We start from the raw sequence: 8,691 nt of genomic DNA, 5'->3' as shown, positions 1-8,691 counted from the left end.
TCCAAAAATAACTAAACGTAAGCTTAAATCGTTATCTGTTGTCGATGAACGATCCCCCCTTGATAAGGGAAAACTTCCTTTTAAGGATTCTTCAGCTTGAATTAACTGACGGAAAGCGGTAGGAGTTTGATTGAGAATTGTTACTTTTTCTTGACATAATAGCTGATAAAATGCTTCGGGGGAACGAGTTATTAAGTAGGGTACAACTACCAAGCGTCCACCATATAACAAAGCTCCCCACATTTCCCACACCGAAAAGTCAAAAGCGTAGGAATGAAATAGACTCCAGACATCTTGACTATTAAAATTATACCAAGCATCTGTAGCGGTAAATAATCGCACGACATTGGAGTGATTGACTAACACCCCTTTCGGTTTACCTGTGGAACCGGAAGTGTAGATAACATAAGCTAAGTTATCTGGAGTGACCGTGTTTTCTGGATTTGACTGGCTGTTTTCAGCGATTTTTTCCCAGTCGGTATCTAAGCAAATAATCGAAGCTTGATGTTGAGGTAGAGTTTCTCCTAGCTTTTGTTGCGTTAACAGCACTGATAATTGAGCATCTTCTAACATGAAGCTTAACCGTTCAATCGGATATTCTGGGTCAAGAGGAACATAAGCACCACCCGCTTTTAATATCCCCAATAACCCCACAATCATCTCTAAAGAACGTTCAAGACAAATCCCCACTAATTGATCAGGTTTTACTCCCAAAGACTGTAAATAATGCGCTAAATGATTAGCTCGATTATTTAATTCATTGTAGGTTAATTGTTGATCTGAATATACAACTGCTACCGCTTCGGGTGTGCGTTTTACCTGCTCTTCAAATAACTGGTGAAGACACTTAGTAACTGGGTAATCAACCTGCGGATTATGACCGTCTATTAATAATTGATTTTTCTCAAATTCTGTCAGCAGAGGTAATTGAGAAACTCGCGCCTCTGGATTGGCGACCATTCCCTCCAGTAAGGTTTGAAAATGCCCCAATAGGCGAGTAATTGTCCCATCATCAAATCGGTTAGTATCATAGCTAATTCGCACCTGTAATTGCTCCCCAGGGAGCGCAATTAATGTTAGAGGATAATTAGTTTGTTGAGAAACCTGAATATTTTCCAGACAAAAACTATCATTGCCTAAGACCGCAGTAGCGTCAACTGGATAATTTTCAAAAACAACTATACTGTCAAATAAAGATGCACTTCTAGGGATTTCACTCCAAGTTTGAATCTCTGCTAATGAACTATATGAGTATTGATTAGACTCAACTAACTGAGCTTGTAAATCTTTCAATAAAGTCAGTGCTGAGGTGTCCGGTTTAAGTTGGATTCGCATGGGCAAGGTATTAATAAATAATCCCACCATTGCTTCAATACCAGCAATAGATGTCTCACGACCAGATACAGTCGCACCAAATACTATATCTGTTTCTTGGCTATAGCGAGATAGCAATAATCCCCAAGTTGCTTGCACTAAATTATTCAGTGTCAAGCGATTTTTCCTAACAAAAGATTGGCAGGTGGCTGTGGTTGAAGCGGGGAACTGAATTTGCTGTTTTTTATAGACGTTGCTATTTTTTGAATTCGCTGATCTTTCTATGACCAAAGGAGTAGGAGCAGTAAAACCTTGCAGTTTTTGTTGCCAAAATTCTTCGGCTGGTTTTTGTTCCTGTTGCTGTAGCCAAGCAATATATTGGCGATAGCTGACAACAGTTTGATCAGTGCTAATCTGATTTTGAGAAATTTCTTGATAAATCTTTAAAAAATCTTTAATCACTAAAGATAAAGACCAACCATCAAGTAATAAATGATGACTACTCCAAACAAATTGATAGGTATTTTTATCCAACTTGATCAGATTTAGGCGCATTAATGGAGCTTCAGACAATTCTAGGGATTTTTGCTGATCACTCTCCAAAAAAACTGCTAATTCCTGTTCTTGCTGTTGTGCGGTTAAATGTTGCCAATCATAAGTAGCGACTCTCACAGTTACTTGTCGATACACTACTTGTACAGGTTGGCTCAATGATTCCCAAATAAAAGCTGTACGGAAAACGACATACTTTTCTACTAATCTTTGCCAAGCTTGCTCAAATATTGTTGCATCGACATTGCCCTTTAAATTACAACTAAATTGGACGAAATATACATCTGAATCTGGCTCATACAAGCTATGAAACAACATCCCCTGTTGCATCGGCGATAGGGGATAAATATCGGCTACATTTTGTCTATTTGTGCTATTCATCTGGGAGTTCATCGTTACAGTTGAGCTAATATTTGTTCTAGTTCTATTTGGTCGATTTCTAATAAGGGGAAATCTTGGGCGGTGTAATCTCCAGTATCCGCTTCAGGCGGCGGAGGATTCACTATTTCTGGTTCTGTTTGTGACTCGGTGACTCTTGTTGCTACTGTGGCTAATTCGGCGATACTTTGATGGGTAAATAATTGTTTGGGGGTTAACTCTAATCCTGCTTTTCTCGCTCTAGTAATGATTTGAATAGTCAGGATGGAATCGCCCCCCAGTTCAAAGAAGTTATCATAGATACCTACTGGCTCTACTCGCAAAACTTGTGACCAGATTGTGGCTAATATTTCTTCTTCTAGGTTACGAGGAGCAACAAAATTCAATTCTATCTCCCCACGCAAGTTGGGTTCAGGTAAAGCACGATGGTCTAATTTGCCATTGGGGGTTAAAGGTAAGGTTTCTAAGGTAACAAAAGCACTAGGAATCATGTAATCTGGGAGCCTAGCTTTGAGAAATTGCCGCAGTTCATTTGTGCTTGGGGTGACATTTTTGGGCGGCACGATGTAAGCAACTAGGCGTTTTATTCCTGGACTATCTTCACGAGCGGTGACACAAGTTGTTTCTACATAATTATGCTGACTCAGAACCGCTTCAATTTCTCCTAATTCAATGCGGAATCCTCTAATTTTTACCTGGTTATCAATACGTCCTAAGTATTCGATATTGCCATCCGGTAAATAACGAGCTAAATCTCCTGTTTTATATAATCTGCTTTCTGTTGTCTGATGGAAGGGATGAGAGATAAATTTCTCATTGGTTAACTCTGGACAATTGAGATAGCCTCTCGCTAATCCCGCACCGCCTATGTGTAATTCCCCAGGCACACCAACAGGAACAGGTTGTAAATATTCGTCTAAAATATAGGTTTGTACGTTAGCAATAGGACGACCAATCACTGGTTTGAGGTTAGCTGTGATCAAACAGATTGTGGTATCCACAGTGCATTCTGTCGGTCCATAAACGTTATAGAAATTAATGTTTTGAGCCTTTGCCAAAGTTGCCCACATAGATTCATCAATGGCTTCTCCTCCCACCAAAACAGATTGAGGATGATTGTCACTGTCCAGCAATCCTACTGAAATCAGTAGCCTCAGTTGCGATGGTGTGCAATCCAATACATCTATTTTTTGCTGCCGCAGGTAGGATAACATGGCATGGCCATCAAATCGCACCTTTTCTGGCACAATGTTCAGGCTATGACCATATATCAGTTGGATAATCTGTTTCACGGAAGTGTCAAAAGCTAAAGAACCATTGATGCTGACTCGCAATGGGGAAATCTGATGGTGAGCATAAATAGCTTGATGCAGTCCGTGAGCAAGATTGACAACGGAGGAATGCTGAATCATCACTCCCTTTGGCTCTCCTGTTGAACCTGAAGTGTAGATTGCATAAGCTAAGTTTTCCGGTTGAACTTCACAGCCGGGATTTGATTCCTGTGCTTGAGTGGTAAACGACCAGTCAGTATCTAAACAAACGAGTTCTGATTGGTGTTTTGGAAGTCCTGCGATTAAATGTTTTTGGGTTAATAGAACTCTAACTTGAGCATCTTGGAGTATATACAGTAAACGCTCAGTTGGATACTCAGGGTCAATTGGTAAATAACCTCCACCTGCTTTCAAAATACCTAGCAGTCCTACCATCATTTCTAGGGAACGCTCGACACAAATTCCCACCAACACATCTGGTCCCACCCCCAAATTTTGCAGGTAATGAGCTAACTGGTTCGCTCTGGCATTCAACTCCCGATAATTTAACTGCTGGTCTTCAAACACGACCGCTATATTATCAGGAGTTCGTTCCACCTGTTCCTCAAATAATTGATGAATACACTTATCTAATGGATAGTCAGCCTGAGTATTATTCCACTCAAAAAGTAACTGCTGCTGCTCAACTTCTGTGAGCATTGGTAACTGGGAAATGGGCTGCTGTGGGTTCAGCACAATAGAGTTGAGCAGTCTTTCAAAATGCTTGGCCATGCGCTCAATAGTAGCAGCGTCAAATAAGTCAGTGTTGTATTGCCAACATAGCTTAATCACTCCTTTCGCTTCTCTCACCATTAAACTCAAATCCAAGTGTCCGCCCTGTTGTCCGAACAAGTGTGGCTCCATTGGCAACACTGATTTTTGCAGATGCAAGGAATTATTTTTTGGTTCACACCAAGTTTGTGCTTGCCAAGCAAAACTAACTTGAGAGAAAGGCGAACGGCTGGGATCGCGTTGTGGCTGGAGTTTTTCTGCTAACAGAGAAAATGGGTAATCTTGATGATTTTGAGCTTGGCTAACTATTTTGCTGACTTGAGCAAGAAGTTCTGTAAATGTGGCATTCTCCTGGACAGAAACTCTTAAAACGGTCAGGTTAGAAAAGTAGCCGACAATCTCTTTAAACTCTTTACCCGGCCGTCCTCTCATCGGGCTGCATAAGAGGATATCTGTTTGATTGGTGTAGCGGTAAAGTTGGACGTAAAATGCTGTAAGCAGAATCCGATAAAGGCTGGTTCCAGATGCTAAAGCTAGATGCTTGAGTTTTTCAATTAACTGTTCATCTAGCTTGACAATGTATGAGGCTCCCTCATAAGTCTTGACTGGGGGGCGGGGTTTGTCTGGGAGCAAATTCAAAATTGGCAATTCGCCAGCTAATTGTTTTTGCCAATATTGCCACTGTTTTTCTCCCCTGGAACCAGATAGCATTTCTGACTGCCAGTGGACAAAATCTGCATAAGATTTTTTTCCACTGAGAGAATCTACTGTTTCTGTCTGCCCTTGACTAATTCGCTTGATTTCATTAGTATATAACGTTTGAAATTCACCCAGCAGTAAATCATAAGACCACATATCACTAGCAATGTGGTGCATTGTCAGTAAGAGAATGTGTTCTTCTGCTGAACGAGTAAATAAATTCACCCGCAAAACTGAATCTTTTTCTAAGTTAAAAGGGCGGTCAGCAATAGCATAGATTTTTTCTACTAATTGGTATTCGCTCCAGTCGCTGGCATCTATTACCTCAACCTGAAAATTCTCTTGCTGGTTAACCTGCTGTACCGGTTTGCCCTCATAACTGGTATATGTGGTTCTCAGAATCGGGTGCTTTTCAATAATTTTTTGCCAGACACGATTGACAACAGCAATCTCTAAATAAGCATGAATTTTTGCAGTAATAAATATATTATAAGCAACGCTCTCCGGAGCAATTTGGCAGATTAACCACATTGCTTCTTGTCCCGGTGAAAGTGGGTAAATTGTTTTCATATTTCTACTCATGACTCGCCCGCATTTGTGATGATAAAAAAAGATTTCTAGGGTAGGGCGTATGCTTTATGCCTCTACAGAAACCGAATTTGCCCCACTGTAGGGGCGCAAGGAAGCCGAGTACAAAATGTAACATATATCGAACATTTTTCACCATGATGTCGCAAGGTCTGTTATCGCTTTGAGGGAACAGGGAACAGGGAACAGGGAACAGGGAACGGGGAACAGGGAACAGGGAAGAAAATCGGCGCACCTCATTGCTTTGAAAACTGTACCATGAAATCCTATCATAGAAAAGAAAATTTGTCATGGTCAACGAAATTCGGTAATATGTGGTAGTCTGAGAAGCGCTCACTAGCTTTAGCTATCAAAACAATGGTTACTTGTAGTAAGATAACGAGGGTTAAAAAAGCAGTAGCAGGGGGCTGAGAAAGCGATCACTCTATGCTGACAGATAAAGCGACGGGAGTATGTTACCACAACTCAAACACAATAACCTTAAAATTGTCGGGGAGCTTTATATTTTCGCCAATTGCCTTCTAATCCGCCAATCCAGCCAAAATCTAAAATCATTCCAGCAAAATGTCCACAACTCAAATATAAATGCTATATGTCCGCCAAAGTCCCTCAAGATCGATCGACGACTAATATTATCTCCGATGTCAGCAAATTTTGGCACAGTGTCAAGCTGATCGCTGCTCCCTATTGGTATCCTACTGAATCGGGGGGAAGGACTTTTTCCGATGTGATCCAAGCTTGGGCAATGCTCATCCTACTAATCGGGGCAATCCTAGCGGTTGTAGGCTTAAATGCCTTCAATAGCTTTGTTAGTAATTACTTAGTTGATGTCATCCTTGAAAAAAGTGATTTTGATAAATTTGTCAAAACTTTGGTAGTTTTTGCGGTTGGACTGCTCTTTGTCACCCTTTTAGTTGGCTTGCTTAAATTTCTCAGAAAAAGAATCGCCCTGGATTGGTATGCTTGGCTCAATGACTGGATTCTCAACAAATATTTGCATAATCGCGCCTATTACAGAATTAATTTTAAATCCGATATCGACAACCCAGATCAGCGTTTATCCCAGGAAATTGAGCCGATTACCAGTAAAGCTCTCTCCTTTTTTGCCGTTGCCCTGGAAAATGTCCTAGATATGATCACTTTTTTAGTGATTCTCTGGTCAATTTCTTCCTCTGTCGCCATTATTTTAGTCGTTTGGACAATTCTCGGTAACGTCATTGCTATCTATTTTAACCAAGCCTTAAATAAAATCACTCAAGAAGAATTAGAACTTAAGGCTAACTACAATTATGCTCTAACTCATATTCGTAATCATGCGGAGTCTATCGCTTTCTTTGAGGGAGAAAATCAGGAATTAAATATTATTCAGCGGCGATTTAATAAACTCTTAGACAGTGCTAAACGTAAAATTGATTGGGAGAGAGGCACAGAAATTTTTAGTCGGGGCTATCAGGCGGCAATTCAAGTATTTACTTTTGTCATTTTGGGTCCTTTGTATATCAATAGTGAGGGCATTAGTTTCGGACAGGTCGGGCAAGCCTGTTTAGCGGCTAATTTGTTTGCTACGGCGCTGGCGGAATTAATTAGTGAATTTGGCACTTCGGCACAATTTAGCAGTTATGTTGAACGTCTATCGCAATTTTCCCAAGCCTTAGAAGAAGTCATTAAACAACCAGAAAATTTAAGCACGATTACAACCATCGAAGAAAACCAATTTTCCTTTGAAGATGTCACCTTGCAAACTCCCGATTATGAACAGGTGATTGTCGAAAACCTCTCCCTTTCTGTTCAGCCCGGACAAGGTTTATTAATTGTCGGTCCGAGTGGTCGGGGTAAAAGTTCCTTGCTACGCGCTATCGCCGGTTTATGGAATGCAGGCACAGGCCGATTAGTTCGTCCCCCCCTAGAAGAAGTATTGTTTCTGCCTCAACGTCCCTATATAATATTAGGAACCTTGCGAGAACAGTTACTTTATCCCAATCGCAATCAAGAAACCAATGAGATAAAATTAAGGGAAGTTTTGCAAGAAGTCAATCTCCAAAATTTACTAAATCGAGTCAATAGCTTTGATACAGAAGAGCCTTGGGAAAACATTTTGTCCCTGGGAGAACAACAACGTTTGGCTTTTGCTAGGGTATTAATTACCCGTCCCAGTTTTACTATCCTCGATGAAGCCACAAGTGCTTTGGACTTAAACAATGAGGAAAATTTATATCGGCAATTGCAGAAAACTCACACAACTTTTATTAGTGTCGGACATCGGGAAAGTCTCTTTAACTATCATCAATGGGTTTTAGAACTCTCTAGTAATTCCCATTGGCAACTGCTTACAGTGGAGGAATATCGCCGACAAAAAGTGAAAGAAATTATTAATATTTCTGTCGATAATTCTCAAGATAGGCTCGAAGATTTACCGAATCAGGAAACCGAGGTCAATCCTAAAATCAATTCTGCCGGGGAACCCCCCCCCGAATCGCCAACGACAACAATCTTAACAGAAGTCGAAGAGGGACTTTCCCATGCACAAATGAAGGAATTAAGCGACTATTCCCTCAGTAGCATCAGAAGCAAAGCCAGTCAGGGAAAATCAATTACGGGGAAAGATGGACTGACCTATCGCTATGACAAAGACCCTAAAATCTTAAAATGGCTAAGAGTTTAGCCGATGAGAGACGGGTCAAAAAACAACGTTAAACTATTACACCAACTTAGCTACCCAAAAAATGAATCAAACCCTGGTTAATCAACAACAGTTCTTCCAAGAAATCGTCCAAGATATCGAGCAAAATAAAATTGCAATCGCGGCGAAAAAACTCCGTCAACAGGAAGCAGATAGCTGTGAAGTTCCGGCTCAGTGGCTGTGGAAAACAGCAGCGGCTTTAGAAACCAACGACTGGAGCATTTTATCAGAAGATTTCATTAATCTGAATTTTATCGGCAAAAATGGTTATTTTCTGATGATTGCTCCCTATCGCATCAATCGTCAGGGAGAACGACAACTCACGTTGAGTGCAATTTACGGAAAAATTCACCAAAATAGTCAACCTTCTATCGAACAACTAGAAAGCTTGACTCGTGAAAAATTTGGCAGTCTAAGACAACCGATTCCCAGAAATTT

The 8,691-nt window shown here is 40.7% G+C and carries 4 protein-coding genes; 2 read left to right on the top strand and 2 right to left on the bottom strand.

Annotated elements, in window-relative coordinates; genetic code table 11:
- On the bottom strand, positions 1-2,247 hold a 2,247-nt coding region (locus PX484_RS23385; protein WP_288105794.1), incomplete at its 3' end, for a non-ribosomal peptide synthetase.
- A 14-nt stretch (positions 2,248-2,261) separates the two neighbouring features.
- A complete protein-coding gene (locus tag PX484_RS23380; protein ID WP_287766212.1) occupies positions 2,262-5,555 on the bottom strand; it encodes a non-ribosomal peptide synthetase in 3,294 nt (1,097 codons plus the stop codon).
- A gap of 610 nt (positions 5,556-6,165) precedes the next feature.
- On the opposite strand from PX484_RS23380, the gene PX484_RS23375 reads away from it, so the two are divergent.
- Together PX484_RS23375 and PX484_RS23370 are read left to right on the top strand one after the other, a co-directional pair.
- Positions 6,166-8,235, top strand: a complete 2,070-nt coding sequence (locus PX484_RS23375) for an ABC transporter ATP-binding protein/permease (RefSeq protein ID WP_287766214.1) — start codon at positions 6,166-6,168, stop codon at positions 8,233-8,235.
- Positions 8,236-8,296: 61 nt separating this feature from the next.
- The coding region (locus PX484_RS23370) for a DUF6014 family protein (protein ID WP_288105789.1) at positions 8,297-8,691 on the top strand (395 nt) is incomplete at its 3' end.

This window comes from Microcystis sp. M49636_WE2 (assembly GCF_030065375.1).
Taxonomy (GTDB): Bacteria; Cyanobacteriota; Cyanobacteriia; order Cyanobacteriales; family Microcystaceae; genus Microcystis; species Microcystis aeruginosa_C.
This window is presented reverse-complemented; position numbering and strand designations above follow the sequence as displayed.

Coding starts and splice junctions, on each gene's coding strand:
- PX484_RS23380 (WP_287766212.1), bottom strand. CDS start 5,555: ATGAAAACAATTTACCCACTTTCACCGGGACAAGAAGCAATGTGGTTA.
- PX484_RS23375 (WP_287766214.1), top strand. CDS start 6,166: ATGTCCGCCAAAGTCCCTCAAGATCGATCGACGACTAATATTATCTCC.